This is a genomic window from Solirubrobacter ginsenosidimutans (assembly GCF_027587205.1).
Map to the genome: position 1 here is coordinate 114,407 of NZ_JAPDOD010000002.1, position 15,175 is coordinate 129,581.

Consider the following 15,175-nt stretch of genomic DNA (forward strand, 5'->3'; position numbering starts at 1 on the left):
GTAAGCTGAGCGCCGTATGGCGCCTCAACTCTGGTTGCTGCGGCATGGAGAGGCTGTGCCGCATGATGCAAAACCCGACGCGGAACGCGAGCTGACCCCCCGGGGTCGCCGGCAAGCGGACGCCGCCGGTGCTGCGCTCGCCGCGCTCGCCGAGCGGTTCGCCGCGTGTTACACGAGCCCGAAGGTCCGGGCCCGCGAGACGGCCGAGCTCGCCTGCGCCCATCTGAACATCGAGCCGATCCACGAGGACTCCCTCGCGAACGGCTTCAGCCGCGTCGACGCGTTGACGCTGCTCGACGCCCACGCCGACGACGCGCACGTGCTCGTGGTCGGCCACGAGCCGTCGTTCTCGCAGGTCGTCTACGACTTCACGGGCGCGCGGGTGGACTTCAAGAAGGGCGGCGTCGCCGCGCTGCGCGCCTCGCGCGCCGCGGGCGAGCTGATCGTGCTCACCCGCCCCAAGGAACTCGAAGCCCTAAGCCGCAGCTAGCGCGGCGACGATCACGGCCAGCGCGACCTCCGCGCGCGGCTGCAGCGACGCCTCGAGGACGAACTCCTCCGGGTTGTGCGCCTTCCCGCCGCGCGGGCCGAGCCCGTCGATCGTGATCGGGATCGTGGCCGCGAAGTGGCTCGCGTCGCTCGCCCCGCCGCGCGCCGCCGGCGCCACGCGGCGTCCGAGCGCCGAGCTCGCGGCGTCCAGCACCGGCGCGACGGCCGCTTCGGAGTGCATCCCCGGCCAGCGCCGGATCAGCTCCGCCTCGATCCGGACCTGGTCGATCTCGGCCGGCAGCTTCTCGAGCACGCGCTCGATGGCGCCGAGGTCGTCGGCGCGGACGTCGCAGTAGAGCTCGCCGGTCCCGGGGACGACGTTGAACGCGTCACCGGAGCGCATCACCGTGGGGACCGCGGTGAGGTGGGCAACGCCCTGCGGGTCATGCTCGAGCGCCACGATCTGCGCCGCCTTGGCCAGGGCGAGCAGCGCGTTGCGCCCGCGGTCCGGCGCCGAGCCGCTGTGCGCGCTGCGGCCGTGGGCGGTGATGTGGATCGTGCCGGCCGCCTTGCGCTTGACGACGACGCCCTCGTCGGCGCCCTTCAGCTCCCCCGCCTCGAAGCACAGGCAGGCGTCGAAGCCCGTGAAGCGCGCGACGTGCCCGAAGTCGGCGGTCCGCCATTCCTCGTCGCAGACGAGCAGGAGCGCGAGCTGCTCGTAGAGCTCGGGACGCTTCGCGAACGCGCGCAGCGCGCCGATCGCGAGGACGTCGCCGCCCTTCATGTCGACGCTGCCGCTGCCGAGCAGCTGCTCGCCGACGCGCTCGAGCGGCCTGTGCTCCTCGTGCGCGACGACCGTGTCGACGTGGCCGACCAGCAGCGCCTTGCCCGTGCCCGTGCCGTGCAGGCGGGCGACGAGATCCTGGGCGTGGCCAGGGGAGGAGCACGGGACGCGCTCGATCGTCGCCTCGCCGGGAAGCAGCGCGGTGCACACGGACGCGCACTCGTTCGCGCCGTGGACGTCACCGCTGGGTGAGGAGACCGCCACCAGGGCCTCGAGTTCGCGTGCCGCACGCGCGGCGATCTCCGCCGCCGCCTCCCTGATCCACGGGTCCATCGCGAGCAGGCTAACGTGCTCGTTTGTGCCCGAGCTGCCTGAGATGGAGATCACCGCCCGTCGCTTGGCCGCGGAGCTGCCGGGGCAGACGATCGAGTCGGTCCTGACGCCCGGCATCAACGCGCTCAAGACGTTCGACCCGCCGCTGAGCGCGCTCGACGGCGCGGCGTTCACGGACGTCCGCCGGCGCGGAAAGCTCCTCCTGCTGGAAGCGGACACGGCCTCGCACGGACCGTTGACGCTGCTCGTGCACCTGATGAGCGCCGGCCGCCTGATGCTCTACGACAAGCGCGGCTCGCTGCGCGACAAGACCTCGCGGGTGCTGATCCGCCTGCCCGAAGACCGCGAGTTGCGGCTGCGCGAGTTCGGCACCAAGCAGGCGGCGTGGGTGAAGGTGCTGACGCTCGACGGGCTCGAGGAGGAGCCGTCGCTGAAGACGCTGGGCCCCGATGCGTGGCCCGATCCGCCCGCCGACCTGCGCGAGACGCTGGGGTCGGCCCGCCCGCTGCACTCGCTCCTGCGCGACCAGCAGGTCATCGCCGGCATCGGCCGCACCTGGGTCGACGAGATCCTGCACGCGGCGAAGCTCTCTCCCTTCAAGCGCGGCGACGATTTGTCCGAGCGGGAAGCCAAGGCGCTGCGCAAGGCGATGGTCGGCGAGCTGCAGCGCGTGCTCGACGTCTACGAGCAGAAGGTCCAGCTCCCGCTGCCGGAGAAGTTCCCCAAGCCCACGCGCGTGCACGCTCACCAGGGCGAGCCGTGCCCGCGCTGCGAGACCGTCCTCGAGGCCGTGTTCTACGAGGACTACGTCATGAGCTACTGCCCGCATTGCCAGACCGAAGGCCGGATCCTCAAGGACCGCCGCCTTTCGCGGCTCCTCAAATAGTCTCGGCGCGCACGACCTCCCGGCGCTCGACGAGCGCCGGACCGCGGCCCGCCACCAGCTCGCGGTAGTACGAGGTCGCATGGTGGGCCTCGATCGCCGCCAGATCGACGTACTGCTCGTAGAGCAGGAAACCGGTCGGTAGGCGGTGCAACTCATACGCCACGCACCCTGGTTCGGTCATGGTGTAGGTGCGCATCGTTCGCAGCAGCGCCTCCACCTCGGCCTCGCGGCCGGGGAGCGGGAACCATGTCGCGAACACGCCAACAGGCATAAAATATATGATATAGCTTTGGCATGAAGATCGACGCCCACAACCATGCGCTGCCCGATCCCGTCATCGAACTCCTGCAGGCCGAGAGCGCGTACGGGGTGACCGTGAAGGACGGCGTCGTGTCCAGCGGCGCGCTGTCGGACCACGAGCTGTTCCGGTCCCAGCACGACCCGGCGGCCAAGCTCGCGGAGCTGGAGAGCCGCGGGCTGGAGGGCGCGATCATGTCGCTGGAGCCGCGCATGCTGGCCTACAACCTCGAGCTCGCTCATGGCGAGGCGATGGCCGAGGCGTGCAACCGCGGCCTGAGGGAGATGGCGGCGCACGACCCGCAGCGGCTGTACTGGCTCGCGCAGGTCCCGCTGCAGGATCCGGCGCGGGCGGGCGAGGTGCTCAAGGCGGCGGTCGCCGACGGGGCGGTCGGCGCCGCGATCGGCTCCTGGACCGGCACCCACCGGCTCGACGAGGACGCCTACGGCGTCTGGTGGCAGGCGGTCGAGGACGCCGGCGTCCCGGTGTTCATCCACAACGCCTACAACACCCCGATCTCGGGCCTGAAGGCGTTCTATCTCGGCAACGTCATCGGCAACCTGCTCGAGACGACGATCTGCGCCGAGCGCCTCGTCGCCTCCGGGATGCTCGAGCGCCACCCGGGCGTGCGCATCGTCCTCGCCCACGCGGGCGGCTACTTCCCGTTCCAGGCCGGGCGCCTGCGCCACGCCAAGACCGTTCGCCAGGAGCTCGCCGACGCCCCCGCCGACCCGTGGAGCTTCGCCGGCCAGCTGATCTTCGACACGATCACCCACGACGTCCAGGCGCTCACCTACCTCGTGAGCCGCGTGGGCGTCGAGAACGTCGTCATGGGCACCGATCTGCCCTACGACATGTCGACCCCCGCGCCGTGGGACTCGCTGGTCGAGGCCGTGGGTGAGGCGACCGCGACGCAGATCGCGGAGGACAACGTCGCACGGCTGTTCAACCTGTAGGCCGCAACAGCGCCGCTGCGCCGCGCACGTCCGGTGCGTCGCGCAGCGTGCCGGCGAGCGCGAGCAGCGCCGCGTCGCGGCCGGCCCACGCGGGGCCGAGCGGCTCGACCATGGCGGCGAGCTTGCTCGCGAGGTCGGCCGGCGGCGGCGCATCCGCGCTCGCCTCGAAGCGTTCGCCGCGCGCCCACACGACCGCGCTGCCGGCCAGCGCGACGAGCATGCCGTCCTCGATCACGGCCTGGGCGGTGGTCGTCTCCACCTCGACGCGCTCGCGCACCGCGCTCGCACGCGGATCGGCCAGCGCGTCCTCGCCGGCCCAGCGCGGCCCGGCCGGCACGCCGAGCGCGAGCATCGCGGCCGCGTGCGGGAAGTTGAAGCTCGCCGTGACGAAGCCCTCGGGGTGCTGGTCGCGAAAGCGCGGCGCCCCGCTGCGGGAACTCGTGCGCAGCAGGACCCGCTCGAGCTCCTCGGCCGCGAGGCCGTGCTCGATCAAGATCTCCGCGAACGCGAGCAGCGACGGCTGCATCCAGTACTGGCACGGCCAGGCCTTGATCTTCGCGCCCAAGGTCCACCAGCGCTCGCCGAGGCCGGCGACCGCCACGTCGCCGTCGAAGTGGTCATGCCCGAGCGCGCGCCAGAGGCCGTGGGGGCCGTCCAGGATGTCGCCGTGGCCGGTCATCCCGAGCCCCGCCAGCTGCGCGGCGTTCAGCCCCGAGGCCGCGTTCCAGCCGCAGTCCATCGACTTGACCATCGGCGCGACGCGGCCCTCGAACCACTTCAGCGGCGGGAGCTCCACGTGCGCGCCCGCGATCCCGAAGGCGTGCGCGGTCGATCCCGCGTCGAGTCCGAGCGCTCGCGCGGAGGCGAGCGCGGGCGCGAGCACGCCGGCGGGGCCGCCGCCCACCTTCCAGCCGCCGTTCGCGGACGGCGTCGTCGCGTGGGCGGGGATGGCCGCGCCGATGCGCGCGCCGATCTCATACCCCGCGGCCACGGCGGTGAGCAGCTCGGCTCCCGACAGGCCGTCGCGTTCGGCCAGGGCGAGCGCCGCGGCGACGGTCGGCGCGCCGTGATGCGAGGTCTGCCCGGCGGCGGTGAAGGTGTCGTCGGCGTCCAGCGCGCCCGCCATGCGCCCGTTCGCCGCGGCCGCCTGGGAGGCGCCCGTCCGCGCCGCGCTGCCGGCGACGCTGGCCTGCGGCGCTTCACCCGACAGTGCCGCGAACCGCTGGGAGAGCGCGCCGAGCGGCGTGGTCGTGCCGCCGAGCGCGCAGCCGAGCGTGTCCAGCACCAGCCGTTCGACGTGGTCCACGACCGCCCCCGGGAGGTCTTCGAAGCGCAGCTCGGCCGCGAAGGTGGACAACGTGGCCGTGATCGAGTTGCTCTCCATGCCTATATAATATATTATCTGAGGCGACCGATCATCACCTGTGGAGTCAGGTGAGGGGAGAGAAAGTGGCCATGTTCGGTATCAAGCGTTTCGCCGTCCCTGTCGCTACGTGCGTCGCGCTCGGCGCAGTAGTCATCGCCGGCTGCGGGTCCAACGACGACTCGGGCGGGGGTGGCAGCGGCACAGCCAAGCCCGCGGCGACGTCGAGTGCGCCGGTCAAGCTGAAGTTCGGATTGACGAGCGTGAACATGCTCTACGCGCCGTACGTCGTCGGCCAGGCCGAGGGCATCTTCAAGAAGAACGGACTGGATCTGAGCATCGTCCTGACCAAGGATGCCGCGACGGCCGAGACCGCGGTCGCGAGCAAGTCGACGCCGATTGGAGCAATCACCACCGACGCCATTGCGATCGCCCACCAGGCCCAGCCCGACGTGGCGATCATGCTGCCGGTGGTCAACGGCACGCCGTACAGCCTGGTGACGAACTCCAAGATCGCGGCCCCCAAGGACCTGCACGGCAAGGCGCTCGCCGCGTCCGGTCTGAAGACCGCCGACGGCGGCATCATCGTCTCGATGCTCGACCACTACGGGCTGAAGGTCTCCAAGGACTACTCGCTGTTGATCGCCGGCGACCCGGCAGCGCGCACGCAGTCGCTGCTCAACGGCAAGAGCATGGGGCTGGCGACGCCGGAGCCGCAGCTGAGCCTTCTGCGCGCCAAGGGCTTCAAGGAGCTGATCCGCGCCGCCGACGTCCCCGGCCTCGCGAACCGCCCGTTCAACATGATCGCGACCACCAAGTCGTGGGCGCAGGAGAACCCGCAGGCGGTCGTCAACTTCGAGAAGGCCTGGCTGCAGTCGGTGCAGTTCATGTACGACCCGGCCAACAAGGACGCGGTCATCGCCGCGCTCGCGAAGGAGCTGCAGACCGACCCGAAGGTGATGACGCAGGCCTACCAGGACTGGATGGTCGACCAGAAGGTCTACAGCACCAGCTGCGACGTTCCCGCCCCCAGCCTGCAGGCCGTCATCGCCGCCAATCAGGCGAGCGGCAACCTCTCCGGCACCCCGCCGACCCCGGAGAGCCTGACGCTGGGAGGCGACTACTGCTCCAAGGCCTCGGCCGGATGACCGCACCGCGCCTGCTGCGCAGCGTCCTCTACACGCCCGGCCACCGCGGCGACCTGATCGCCAAGGCGCCGCGCTACGGAGCCGACGCGCTCTGCCTCGTGCTCGAGGACAGCGTCCCGGACGAGCTGAAGCCGCAGGCGCGGGAGACCGTCGCCGCCAGTTTGACCGTGCCCGGGGCGGTGGTGTTCGTCAAGGTCAATCCTCCGGGCCCAGGCGGCCTGGAGGATGACCTGGCGAGCATCGTCCGGCCGGGCCTCGCCGGGATCATCCTGCCGAAGGTCCTGGCGCCCGCCGACGTGCACCACGCCGACGCCCTGCTTTCGGCCGCCGAGGCCGAGCACGGCGTCGAGCCGGGCTCGGTCGCGATCCTGGTGCTGATCGAGACGCCGCTGGCCGGCGTGCGGGCGTTCGAGATCGCCTCCGCCTCGCCGCGGATCGTCTCGCTCATCCCGGGCGCGGCCGCCAACGGCGACATGGCGCGCGAGCTCGGATTCCAGTGGACGCCGGAGGGCATCGAGCGGCTCTTCCTGCGCTCGAAGGTGCTGATGGACCAGCGCGCGGCCGAGGTCCCGAACCCGCTCGACGGCATCTACGGCGAGGTCGCGGACCTCGAAGGGCTGGAGGTCGAGGCGCGCCACGCGCGCCAGCTCGGCTACCGCGGCAAGCTCGTCGTCCACCCGTCGCACGTCGCGATCGTCAACCGCGTCTTCACGCCCTCCGAGGCCGAGGTGCGCGAGCACCGGCGGGTGCTCGAGGCGTTCGACGCGGCGCTGGCCGAAGGGTCGGCGGCGGCGGTGGTCGACGGGCGCTTCATCGACTACGCGATGGCCGCGACGGCCCGCCAGGTGCTCGAGCTGGCGGAGCGGGCGGGCGTCGGGGCGTGATCGTCGACGCCCACGCCCACGCGTTCCCGACCGAGGCGTCGGGGCATGAGTGGCAGCGGCTGCTGGGCGTGGACGAGCCGCGCCGGACGGGCGAGATCGGCGAGCTGGCCGAGATCGTCACCGAGGCGGGAATCGACCGCACCGTCGTCCTGCTCAACGTCCGCGCGGGCGAGCGCTTCGCCGAGCTGCAGGCGGCGGGCGCCCCCGATGCGCGCGAGCAGGTGCGCGAACAGCTCTTCGCCCTCAATCGCTGGGGGTGCCGGCTGGGGCGCGAGGACGCCCGCTTCCTGCCGTTCATCGGCGTCAACGTGCGCTTCCTGTCTCCGGCGGAGCTGGTGGAGGAGATCGACCGCGGTGTGGCGGAAGGCGCGCGCGGGGTGAAGATCATCCCGCCGTCGATGCGGGTCTACGCCGACGACCCGCTCCTGCGGCCGGTGGTGCAGCGCTGCTGCGAGCTCGGCCTGCCGCTGCTCTCGCAGTCCGGGTCGGGCGGCGGCGACCCGCCGGCGCCCGGCGCCGACCACTACGGACGACCCGGCCGCTGGGACGCGGTGCTGCGCGAGTTCGCCGACCTGAAGCTGATCCTCGCCCACCTGGGGCACGGCTATGAGGAGGACATCGTGCGCCTGTGCGCGAGCCATGAACACGTCTACACGGACACGTCGATGCGGTTGAGCCGGCTCGGGCAGCCGGGGCAGCCGACGGAAGCGGAGCTCGTCGCGCTGATCCGGCGGATCGGGGCCGAGCGCGTCCTGCTGGGCACGAACTACCCGTTCGTCTCCCCGGCCGCGTACGTGGCGCGGCTGGGCGAGCTGCCGTTCACCGACGCGGAGCGCGCGCTCGTCGGCGGGGAGAACTTCGTGCGTGCCGTGGGGGTCTGAGATGCGCGTGCTGGACGGCATCCGGATCGTCGACTTCACGCGCCACATGGCCGGCCCGTTCGCGACCCTCGTGCTCGCCGACCACGGCGCCGACGTGATCAAGGTCGAATCGCTGGAGGGCGATTCCTCCCGCACCGGCGGGGCCGACAAGCTCGGCGACCAGAGCGCGCTGTTCCTGCTCTGGAACCGCGGCAAGCGGAGCCTGTCCATCGACATGCGCACCGCCGAGGGCAAGGCGCTCGTGCTCGACCTCATCCGCGAGGCCGACGTGCTGGTCGAGAACTATCGCCCCGGCGTCGCCGACCGCATCGGCATCGGCTACGCCGCGATGGCGGAGCTCAACCCGCGGCTCGTCTACTGCTCGGTCTCCGCCTTCGGGCCGCAGGCCGCGCTGCGCGACGCGCCCGGCACCGACCCGGTCGTCCAGGCGACGTCCGGCATCGTCTCGCTCACCGGAGAACGCGGGCGCGACGGCGTGCTGGTCGGCGCGCCGATCGCCGACTTCACCGGCGCGATGTACGCCGTCCAGGCCATCCTGCTGGCGCTGCTCGCCCGCGAGCGCACGGGCCGCGGCCAGCACGTCGAGGTGCCGATGCTCTTCGGCGTGCTGAGCATGCTCACCACCCGCCTCGGCACCTACTGGGCCTCGGGCGAGGACCCCGAGCGGTTCGGGAGCGCGCACGCCGTCCACGTCCCCTACGGCGCCTATCGCACCGCCGACGGGCAGGCGATGGCCGGCACCTACGGCGGCGAGAGCTGGCCGAAGTTCGCCCGCGCGATCGGCCTGCCGGAGCTGCTCGAGGACCCGCGCTTCGCCACCGGCGCGCTGCGGCGCGAGCACCGCGACGCGCTCGCCGCGATCATCGAACCCGTCTTCGCCCAGCGCACGACCGAGGACTGGCGCGCGCGCTTCGCCGCCGAGGGCGCGCTGTTCGCGCCGGTGCTGACGCTGTCGGAGATCCTCTCGCACCCGCAGGTCGAGGAGGCCGGGCTCGTGCAGACCCTGCAGCACCCGACCGCGGGCGCGATCCCGCAGATCGGCCCGCCGATCAGCATGTCCGAGACGCCGCCGGCGATCGACCGCCACCCGCCGCTGCTGGGCGAGCACACCGACGAGGTGCTGCGCGAGGCGGGCTGCGACGACGCGACGATCGCCCGCTTGCGCGCCGCGGGCGTCGTGCGCTGATGCGGCCGCTGGAAGGCATCCGCGTCCTCGACCTCACCCGCGTGCTCGCGGGGCCGTACGCCACGATGGCGCTGGCCGAGCTCGGCGCCGAGGTGATCAAGGTCGAGGACCCGGGCGCGCCCGACTACACGCGGTCGATCCCGCCGTTCGCCGGCGAGATCAGCCACTACTTCCTCGCGGTCAACCGCGGCAAGCGCAGTGTCGTGCTCGACCTCAAGGACCCGGCCGGCCGCCGCGCCGGCCAGGCGCTGGCGGCGACCTGCGACATCGTGGTCGAGAACTTCCGCCCCGGCGTGCTCGCGCGGCTCGGCCTCGGCTACGAGACCCTGCGCGAGCGCCACCCGGGGATCATCGTCTGCTCGCTCAGCGGCTTCGGCCAGGACGGGCCGTTCGCGGGCGAGCCGGCGATGGACGTGATTGTGCAGGCGATCACCGGCGCGATGGCGCTCAACGGCGACCCGGACGGGCCGCCGACCAAGCTCAGCCTGCCGATGGGCGACGTCGCCGGGTCGCTGTGGGCGACGATCGGCATCCTCGCCGCGCTGCACCATCGCGACGCGACGGGGGAGGGCGCGCACGTCGACGTGCCGCTCTTCGACAGCCTCGTCAACCTCAGCTCCTACCTCGCGCAGATGTACCTCGTGACCGGAGAGGAGCCGCCGCGCTCAGGCAATCGCCATCACACGGTGCCAGGGTTCGGCCGGTACGCCACGCGCACCGGTGACCTTGCCCTGTCCGTCCAGATGGATCCCCTCTGGCGGCGCTTCTGCGCCGCGGCCCGCCGGCCCGATCTCGCCACCGATCCGCGCTACGCGACCGTGCCCGAGCGCCAGAAGCGCTTCGCGGAGGTCGAGGCGATCGTCGCCGGTGCGCTCGCCGCGGGCGACCTCGACGACTGGCTGCGGCGGCTGCGCGAGGCGGGTGTGCCGGCGGGGCCGGTGACGAGCCTCTCGGGCGCGCTGGAAGGGGACTACGCGCGCTCGCGCGGGCTCGTGCAGGAGCTCGAGCAGCCGGGCGCGGGCCCCGTGCGCGTGCTCGCCCCCGTGGTGCGCTTCGGCGGCGAACCGGCAGCACCGCCCGAGCCCGCCCCCGCGCTCGGCGCCGACACACGGAAGCAGCTGGCGCTCGCCGGCCTCGCCGAGGAGGACATCGACGCGCTTGTCAGGGCCTGAGCACGAGCTTGCCGACGCTGGCCCGGCCGCCGAGCCGGCGCAGCGCCTCGCCCGCCGCCTCGAGCGGCTCGGTCGCGGCGACCAGCGGCCGCACCTCGCCGCGGCGGACGAGGTCCAGCCCGCGCGGCGCCTCGCGGGCGACGAACTCCGGGCTGCGCTCGCGGAGCGCCTTGAAACTGAACGGAACGAGCGCGACGGCGCGCTCGCGCAGCTCCTGGAAGCCGGGGAACGCGGGCGGCGTGCCGGAGCTGGCGCCGACGAGCAGCACCCGGCCCAGGGGCCGGGTGGCGCGGTAGGCGTTCAGGAACGCGTCGCCGCCGACGCCGTCGACGACGACGTCGGCCGCGGGCAGCGGCTCGTCGTAGGCGTAGGCCGCGTCCGCGCCGTGGGTGAGCGCGAGCGCGCGCTTCTCCTCGGTGGAGGCGACGGCGAGCACGCGTCCGGCGCCCAGCGCGCGGGCGACCTGCAGGGCTGCCGAGCCGAGGCCGCCGGCGGCGGCGAGCACCAGCACCGTCTCCCCGCGCGCGAGCCGCGCGGCGTGCACGAGCCCGAAGTACGCCGCGAGCGTGACCAGCGGGTAGCCGCCGGCCTGCGCGAGGTCCATGCCCTCGGCGTCGAAGAGCAGCCGCCGGTCCGCGCGCACGATCTCGGCGTAGCCGGCGGACGGCACGAGCGCCAGCACCGGGCGGCCGCTCTCGGACTCATGGCCGGCCACCTCGATGCCGGGAACGAACGGCGGCGTGGGGCCGGGGTAGCGGCCCGAGATCGCCAGCAGGTCGGAGAAGTTGACGCCCGCGGAGGCCACGCGTACCGTCGCCATGCGGTCGTCCGGACGCGGTTCGGGCTCGTCGCGGACCTCGAGGACCTCGGGTCCGCCATGCGCAGTGGCGACGACGGCTCGCACGCTCTGGCTCCTCCCTGGAGGCGCTTTCAGCCCCCGTTGACGACGTCATATATATCATATATGCTTGTGCGCAGAACGAGGAGATGAGCGAGATGTCGTCTGCAACTGCCGACGCGACGGGCATCCGGTCGCGTCCCACTCCTGCCCGCGGGTTCAAGCGGTTCCACCACGATCACGTGACCGCGATCCGCGGCGTGACCACGATCGTCGTGCTGCTGCTCGCCTGGGAATTCGTGGCCAGGGTCTTCATGAAGGGGTCGATCGCCGTCGCCGCGCCGACGGAGATCATCTCCGAGTACGGCAAGCTCGCCCGCAGCGGCGACCTCTGGCGCGACATCTCGGCCAGCGGCCAGGAGTTCATCTACGGCTTCCTCGCCGCGGTGGTCGTCGGCATCGCGATCGGGCTCGCGATGGGTTCGAGCAAGGTCGTGCGCGACTACCTGGACCCGGTGATCAACGCGTTCTACGCGACGCCGGTGATCGCGCTCGGGCCGCTCTTCATCCTCTGGCTCGGCATCGGGCTGTCCTCGAAGGTCGCGGTCGTCTTCATCCTCGCCGTGCTGCCGATCATCATCAACACCGACACCGGCATCCGCAACGTCGACCCGCACATCCTCGAGACGGCGAACGCCTTCTCGGCGACGCGGCGGCAGATCTTCCTCAAGGTCATGTTGCCCGCGGCACTGCCCTTCGTGATCAGCGGCATCCGGCTCGGCGTCGGCCGCGGGCTGATCGGCGTCGTGGCCGGCGAGCTGTTCGCCTCCCAGGCGGGCATGGGCTACCTCGTCCTGTCCTCCTCGCAGGTGTTCAACCCCGCCGGCGTGTTCGTCGGGATCACCGCGCTGGCGATCACCGGCATCGTCTCGATGATCCTGCTCAAACGGCTCGAGCGAAAGCTTGCCCCCTGGCGGACGGGAGACGCGTGATGAGCACCTCGATCGATACCGGCGCGGACCCGACGACCCTCGGCCTCGAGGTCCAGGGCGTCACCCACGAGTTCACCCGCCACGGGAACACGATGACCGTGTGCGAGAACATCGAGTTCGACGTGCGCCCGGGCGAGTTCCTCTCGATCGTCGGCCCCAGCGGCTGCGGCAAGACCACGCTGCTGCGGATCGTCGGCGGCCTGATCAAGGCCACCTCGGGCACGGTCATGATCGGCGACGAGCCGGTCACCGGCCCCGGCCCGGACCGCGGCTTCGTCTTCCAGCAGGATTCGCTCTTTCCGTGGCGCACGCTCACCGCGAACGTCCGCTTCGGCCTGGAGGCGCAGGGCGCCCGCGGCATGCGTGGCGACCTCAGCCGCGGCGAATGGCGCAAGGAGTCCGAGGCGCGGGCGCAGGCGGCGATCGAGCTCGTCGGCCTGAAGGACTTCGCGAACCACTACCCGCACGAGCTCTCGGGCGGCATGCGCCAGCGCGCCAACCTCGCCCGCGCGCTCGCGATCGGCCCGCGGGTCCTGCTGATGGACGAGCCGTTCTCGGCGCTCGATGCGCAGACGCGCGAGATCATGCAGTCCGAGCTCCTGCGCATCTGGCGCCAGAACGCGACGACCGTGCTGTTCATCACCCATCAGATCGACGAGGCCGTGTACCTGTCCGACCGGGTCGTTGTAATGAGCGCGCGGCCCGGCCGCGTGCGCGACGTCGTCGACGTCGACCTGCCCCGCCCGCGCGACCTCCACGTCAAGCGCACTCCGGAATTCGTGACCTACACTGACCGTATCTGGCGCCAGATCGAGCAAGAGGCCCGGCAGGCGGCAATGACCTCGACGAGCGGTGGGTGATCCGATGGCTGCGCGGAGAGGGAGGCGGACCGCCGGAGAGCCCGGCCGGGCCCGTGTCGTAGCGAAGGCGCCCGGCGTCTCGCTGGTGGAGTTCGCGGCCGACAGCGTGCGCCGCAGCATCCTGGTGGGCGACCTGCCGGCCGGCGAGCGGATCCTGCTCGACGACCTCGCCGAGGATCTCGGCATCAGCCCGATCCCGGTCCGCGAGGCGCTCCGGGTCGTCGCGACCGAGGGTCTCGTGGTGCCGGTCGCACGCCGTGGCTACACCGTCGCGCCGCTGCGGGTCGAGGACCTGGAGGAGACCTACCGGCTGCGCCTGCTGCTGGAGCCGCTGGCGGTCCAGCTCGCGGTGCCGCAGCTCACGCCCGCCGAGGTCGACGGCCTGGCGGAGGAGCTCGACCTGCTGGCCGAGGCCTTCAGCGCCGGCGACTGGCCCAACCACCGGCTGCACCACCGCAACTTCCATTTCGGCATCTACGACAAGTGCAACTCGCCGTGGCTGCTGCGGTTCACCGAGATGCTGTGGGCCAACAGCGAGCGCTACCAATACGTCACGACCCGCATCAAGGGCGAGTTGCGCCAGCGGGCGACGGAGCACAAGCGCATCCTGAAGGCCGTGCGCGCGGGTGACGGTGACGGGGCGGCGACGCTCATGCACGATCACCTGACGCAGGCCGAGAAGCCGCTTCACGCCTACCTCGCCGCGCGCGAGGCGCAGCAGGCGGACGAAGAGCGCGAATCCGCCACGGCGTCGAGCTGAGCGCCTAGGCCGTGCGGCTGAAGCGACGGGTGGTCGACGTCGTTTCGCGAACATATATTATATTTTTGAAGCGAGAGGAGTGGAGCGTATGGCGATCGAAGAGCGGGTGGCAGCCTCGCTGGGCACGCGGGTGGATGTCGGCACCATGGGCGTCGACTGGGAGGAGCGGATCGACTTCGGCCGCTTGCGTCGCGAGCGACTGGAGAAGGCCCAGGTCGCGCTGCGCGAGTCCGCGGCGGACTTCCTCTTCGTGTTCCGCACCGAGGACGCCCGCTACCTGACCGGCTACCGCCATCACCTCGGGCCGACGCCGCTGCTGGGCAACGCCACCGTCGTGCTGCGACCCGACGACGACCCGATCCTCTACACGATGGACTACGAGCACTGCCGCCTGCGCATGCCGTGGCTCAGCGACGAGTGCCTGCGCCCGCGCGCGAACTTCCGCGAGGACGTCGGCATCCGCAAGTGGGCCGACAGCGTCGAGGAGGTCACGGGCAGCCTCGCCGGCAAGACCGTCGGCATCGACCTCTGGAGCGTCACGCTCGAGGAGGGCCTGCGCCAGGCGTTCCCGGACACCGAGTTCGTCGACGGCTACAAGGTCCTGATGGAGGCCAAGATCATCAAGACCGACGACGAGGTCATGTGCCTGAAGGTCGCCAACGCGATCACCGAGGCGGGCATGGACGCGGCGCGCAAGGCGCTCAAGCCCGGCGTGCGCGAGTGCGAGGTGCTGGCCGCGGCGTGGTACACGATGACCGCGATGGGCAGCGAGTGGACCCAGTGCTCGAACATCGTCGCCTCCGGCCCATACACGGCGCCCTACCGGCGCTTCACCTCCGATCGCGTGATCCGCATGGGCGACCCGGTGATCATCGACATCGGCGGCTGCTTCAACGGCTACTGGGGCGACCTCACGCGGACCTGGATCTGCGGCGACATCAAGCCGACGCAGGCGCAGAAGGAGCTGCACCAGAAGTGCTACGACGCCGTCTGGAACGCGTGCGCGGCGAGCATCGCGGGCAACACCACGGCCGACGTCTTCGCCGCCGCCGATCCGTACGTGCTGGACTCGCTCGGCCACGGCTCCGGCATGGCGCCGTGGGAGCCGCCGTACTTCTCCCCGCACACGCGCGACGACCCGCAGGAGCTGCGGCCCGGGATGCAGTTCAATCTCGAGCCGTATGCCGGCGAGCCGGGCATCGGGGGCTTCCGCCTGGAGAACAACCTCGTGGTCACCGAGGGGGCGCCTGATGTGTACACGACGTACCCGTTCGAGGAGCGCTTCGTGATCGACGTCCATCCCTTCGATTCCTCCACGGGGCGCACGCGCTGAGCGAGTACCTCG

Annotated in this window: 16 protein-coding genes; 12 read left to right on the forward strand and 4 right to left on the reverse strand. The window is 71.8% G+C overall.

The genetic code is table 11. The features are described from left to right. Positions 1 to 16: 16 nt before the first annotated feature. Entirely contained in the window at positions 17 to 490 is a 474-nt protein-coding gene (locus OM076_RS03015) for a SixA phosphatase family protein (RefSeq protein ID WP_270037901.1), read from the forward strand. Here OM076_RS03015 and OM076_RS03020 read toward each other — a convergent pair. After that, positions 476 to 1,606 carry a M20/M25/M40 family metallo-hydrolase gene (locus tag OM076_RS03020; RefSeq protein ID WP_270037903.1) on the reverse strand — a complete coding sequence of 377 codons (1,131 nt, stop codon included), beginning with the start codon at positions 1,604 to 1,606 and terminating at the stop codon, positions 476 to 478. The genes OM076_RS03015 and OM076_RS03020 overlap by 15 nt on opposite strands. Before the next feature lie 25 nt (positions 1,607 to 1,631). On the opposite strand from OM076_RS03020, the gene OM076_RS03025 reads away from it, so the two are divergent. Then, positions 1,632 to 2,492, forward strand: a complete 861-nt coding sequence (locus OM076_RS03025) for a DNA-formamidopyrimidine glycosylase family protein (RefSeq protein WP_270037904.1) — start codon at positions 1,632 to 1,634, stop codon at positions 2,490 to 2,492. Here OM076_RS03025 and OM076_RS03030 read toward each other — a convergent pair. Next, positions 2,485 to 2,763 carry a putative quinol monooxygenase gene (locus OM076_RS03030; RefSeq protein ID WP_270037905.1) on the reverse strand — a complete coding sequence of 93 codons (279 nt, stop codon included), beginning with the start codon at positions 2,761 to 2,763 and terminating at the stop codon, positions 2,485 to 2,487. The genes OM076_RS03025 and OM076_RS03030 overlap by 8 nt on opposite strands. 23 nt (positions 2,764 to 2,786) lie before the next feature. Here OM076_RS03030 and OM076_RS03035 point away from each other — a divergent pair, with 23 nt between their 5' ends. Then, a complete protein-coding gene (locus OM076_RS03035) occupies positions 2,787 to 3,746 on the forward strand; it encodes an amidohydrolase family protein (protein ID WP_270037906.1) in 960 nt (319 codons plus the stop codon). On the opposite strand, the gene OM076_RS03040 is transcribed toward OM076_RS03035, so the two are convergent. Beyond that, positions 3,736 to 5,130, reverse strand: a complete 1,395-nt coding sequence (locus tag OM076_RS03040; RefSeq protein WP_270037908.1) for an MmgE/PrpD family protein — start codon at positions 5,128 to 5,130, stop codon at positions 3,736 to 3,738. The two genes, OM076_RS03035 and OM076_RS03040, sit on opposite strands and share 11 nt — an antisense overlap. A 71-nt stretch (positions 5,131 to 5,201) precedes the next feature. On the opposite strand from OM076_RS03040, the gene OM076_RS03045 reads away from it, so the two are divergent. The 5 genes from OM076_RS03045 to OM076_RS03065 are packed head-to-tail and all read left to right on the forward strand — an operon-like array spanning position 5,202 to position 10,380. Then, a complete protein-coding gene (locus OM076_RS03045; RefSeq protein ID WP_270037910.1) occupies positions 5,202 to 6,257 on the forward strand; it encodes an ABC transporter substrate-binding protein in 1,056 nt (351 codons plus the stop codon). Continuing rightward, a complete protein-coding gene (locus OM076_RS03050) occupies positions 6,254 to 7,141 on the forward strand; it encodes an HpcH/HpaI aldolase/citrate lyase family protein (protein WP_270037911.1) in 888 nt (295 codons plus the stop codon). The genes OM076_RS03045 and OM076_RS03050 overlap by 4 nt, the downstream gene beginning before the upstream one ends. Next, complete coding sequence (locus OM076_RS03055; protein WP_270037912.1) at positions 7,138 to 8,022, forward strand: amidohydrolase family protein; 885 nt, start codon at positions 7,138 to 7,140, stop codon at positions 8,020 to 8,022. Before OM076_RS03050 ends, OM076_RS03055 begins: the two co-directional genes overlap by 4 nt. Before the next feature lies 1 nt (position 8,023). Beyond that, positions 8,024 to 9,208 carry a CaiB/BaiF CoA transferase family protein gene (locus OM076_RS03060; protein WP_270037913.1) on the forward strand — a complete coding sequence of 395 codons (1,185 nt, stop codon included), beginning with the start codon at positions 8,024 to 8,026 and terminating at the stop codon, positions 9,206 to 9,208. After that, a complete protein-coding gene (locus OM076_RS03065) occupies positions 9,208 to 10,380 on the forward strand; it encodes a CaiB/BaiF CoA transferase family protein (protein ID WP_270037914.1) in 1,173 nt (390 codons plus the stop codon). Before OM076_RS03060 ends, OM076_RS03065 begins: the two co-directional genes overlap by 1 nt. Here the strand turns inward: OM076_RS03065 and OM076_RS03070 are convergent. Beyond that, positions 10,370 to 11,284 carry a zinc-binding dehydrogenase gene (locus OM076_RS03070; protein WP_270037915.1) on the reverse strand — a complete coding sequence of 305 codons (915 nt, stop codon included), beginning with the start codon at positions 11,282 to 11,284 and terminating at the stop codon, positions 10,370 to 10,372. The two genes, OM076_RS03065 and OM076_RS03070, sit on opposite strands and share 11 nt — an antisense overlap. A 92-nt stretch (positions 11,285 to 11,376) precedes the next feature. Here OM076_RS03070 and OM076_RS03075 point away from each other — a divergent pair, with 92 nt between their 5' ends. The 4 genes from OM076_RS03075 (at position 11,377) to OM076_RS03090 (ending at position 15,163) form a co-directional block, all read left to right on the forward strand. Continuing rightward, positions 11,377 to 12,210: an ABC transporter permease gene (locus OM076_RS03075; RefSeq protein ID WP_270037916.1), complete on the forward strand. Its 834-nt coding sequence runs from the start codon at positions 11,377 to 11,379 to the stop codon at positions 12,208 to 12,210. Then, positions 12,210 to 13,070, forward strand: a complete 861-nt coding sequence (locus OM076_RS03080; RefSeq protein WP_270037917.1) for an ABC transporter ATP-binding protein — start codon at positions 12,210 to 12,212, stop codon at positions 13,068 to 13,070. The genes OM076_RS03075 and OM076_RS03080 overlap by 1 nt, the downstream gene beginning before the upstream one ends. 85 nt (positions 13,071 to 13,155) lie before the next feature. Further along, complete coding sequence (locus OM076_RS03085; RefSeq protein ID WP_270037918.1) at positions 13,156 to 13,830, forward strand: GntR family transcriptional regulator; 675 nt, start codon at positions 13,156 to 13,158, stop codon at positions 13,828 to 13,830. An 88-nt stretch (positions 13,831 to 13,918) separates the two neighbouring features. Then, positions 13,919 to 15,163 carry a M24 family metallopeptidase gene (locus OM076_RS03090; protein ID WP_270037919.1) on the forward strand — a complete coding sequence of 415 codons (1,245 nt, stop codon included), beginning with the start codon at positions 13,919 to 13,921 and terminating at the stop codon, positions 15,161 to 15,163. The last annotated feature ends 12 nt before the right edge of the window (positions 15,164 to 15,175 follow it).

What these genes read in the sequence shown, in the direction of transcription:
- OM076_RS03015 (WP_270037901.1), top strand. Translation starts at nt 17, where the DNA reads ATGGCGCCTCAACTCTGGTTGCTGCGGCATGGAGAGGCTGTGCCGCAT.
- OM076_RS03020 (WP_270037903.1), bottom strand. Translation starts at nt 1,606, where the DNA reads ATGGACCCGTGGATCAGGGAGGCGGCGGCGGAGATCGCCGCGCGTGCG.
- OM076_RS03030 (WP_270037905.1), bottom strand. Translation starts at nt 2,763, where the DNA reads ATGCCTGTTGGCGTGTTCGCGACATGGTTCCCGCTCCCCGGCCGCGAG.
- OM076_RS03035 (WP_270037906.1), top strand. Translation starts at nt 2,787, where the DNA reads ATGAAGATCGACGCCCACAACCATGCGCTGCCCGATCCCGTCATCGAA.
- OM076_RS03040 (WP_270037908.1), bottom strand. Translation starts at nt 5,130, where the DNA reads ATGGAGAGCAACTCGATCACGGCCACGTTGTCCACCTTCGCGGCCGAG.
- OM076_RS03045 (WP_270037910.1), top strand. Translation starts at nt 5,202, where the DNA reads ATGTTCGGTATCAAGCGTTTCGCCGTCCCTGTCGCTACGTGCGTCGCG.
- OM076_RS03050 (WP_270037911.1), top strand. Translation starts at nt 6,254, where the DNA reads ATGACCGCACCGCGCCTGCTGCGCAGCGTCCTCTACACGCCCGGCCAC.
- OM076_RS03060 (WP_270037913.1), top strand. Translation starts at nt 8,024, where the DNA reads ATGCGCGTGCTGGACGGCATCCGGATCGTCGACTTCACGCGCCACATG.
- OM076_RS03065 (WP_270037914.1), top strand. Translation starts at nt 9,208, where the DNA reads ATGCGGCCGCTGGAAGGCATCCGCGTCCTCGACCTCACCCGCGTGCTC.
- OM076_RS03075 (WP_270037916.1), top strand. Translation starts at nt 11,377, where the DNA reads ATGTCGTCTGCAACTGCCGACGCGACGGGCATCCGGTCGCGTCCCACT.
- OM076_RS03080 (WP_270037917.1), top strand. Translation starts at nt 12,210, where the DNA reads ATGAGCACCTCGATCGATACCGGCGCGGACCCGACGACCCTCGGCCTC.
- OM076_RS03090 (WP_270037919.1), top strand. Translation starts at nt 13,919, where the DNA reads ATGGCGATCGAAGAGCGGGTGGCAGCCTCGCTGGGCACGCGGGTGGAT.